General features: G+C 61.8%; 1 protein-coding gene. It reads left to right on the top strand.

Features of this window, described 5'->3' with window-relative positions:
• Window positions 1-229: 229 nt before the first annotated feature.
• Window positions 230-769, top strand: coding sequence for a hypothetical protein (locus ABB30_RS15365; protein WP_152980795.1), 540 nt, complete (start codon window positions 230-232; stop codon window positions 767-769).
• The last annotated feature ends 182 nt before the right edge of the window (window positions 770-951 follow it).

Raw genomic sequence — 951 nt, 5'->3', positions numbered from 1 at the left:
GGAGGGTGCCATTGGGCATTCTGGCCAGGTGGGGGGCAGGAGCCGGAATGGCGAACGGGCGGCGTCAAGTGGTGACAGTGCCGTCTGCGGCAGGTCGCCCGGCATCTATTCGCCGGCGGGCCCCAGATTGTCATGGTCGTGCTTCGAGGCAGGGCCGGTTTTCGGGATCAGCAGCAGGTTCTGCGGCCAGCCGGCACGGTATGGTTGCCTGGGCTTTTGCGGAGGTGACATGAGAACAATGGTTTTCCTGCTGCTGTTTTTCCCGGCACTGTGCAGTGCTTCGGGAGTTTTGCAGGCCTGGTTTGCTCCGCCTCCGGCCGGAAGCAATATGGTTTCCCTTGTCCTGCGCAATACCGGCGATGATGACATCAACATTGTTGAGTACACCCTGCCGTGGTTGATGAAGGACGGCAAATTGATGAACTCGGCGGTGATGCAATTGACCACCCAGGATGGTCGCAGCGTGGGTTACCGGGGCGCTTTTCATGAGCCCGACTTGTCCGACCCCGAGCGCTTCGTCACGATCAAGCCTGGGGGTGAGAAACGCTACGATGCCGATATGTCAGTGAACTACGACATCGCACCGGGCCAGCTCTATCAGGTGAGTTCAGTGATGCGGATGAAGTATCTCGATCGCGCTCTTGCCCGCTACCCGGACAGGTCCAATGTCGTCCTGCGCTCCCTGTACCGGATTGCTGCGGCAACCCCGGCCGTTTTTGTGGCGGCTCCGGTTGCCTGCCCAGACACCGTTGCGGGCGAGGGCTGCTGATTCCGGTTCGGCAGCGGGGGGGGCACTGGCTTGCACTTGCGTGTTGCTGCGCCGTCATGGCTGAGCCCTGGCAGTGGAGCGGTTGCCGACCGGCTGGCAGGGATATGCCGGATGATGCTCATTTGCACAGACCAGGTGGAGCTTCATGGCCGTCAAATGCACGGCCGAGGGCCGAGGGCCGA

This window comes from Stenotrophomonas ginsengisoli, from assembly GCF_001431485.1.
Lineage (GTDB): Bacteria > Pseudomonadota > Gammaproteobacteria > Xanthomonadales > Xanthomonadaceae > Stenotrophomonas > Stenotrophomonas ginsengisoli.
The sequence above is the reverse complement of the archived record's forward strand: the minus strand, read 5'-3'. Positions and strand labels throughout refer to the sequence as shown.

What these genes read in the sequence shown, in the direction of transcription:
- ABB30_RS15365 (WP_152980795.1), top strand. Translation starts at nt 230, where the DNA reads ATGAGAACAATGGTTTTCCTGCTGCTGTTTTTCCCGGCACTGTGCAGT.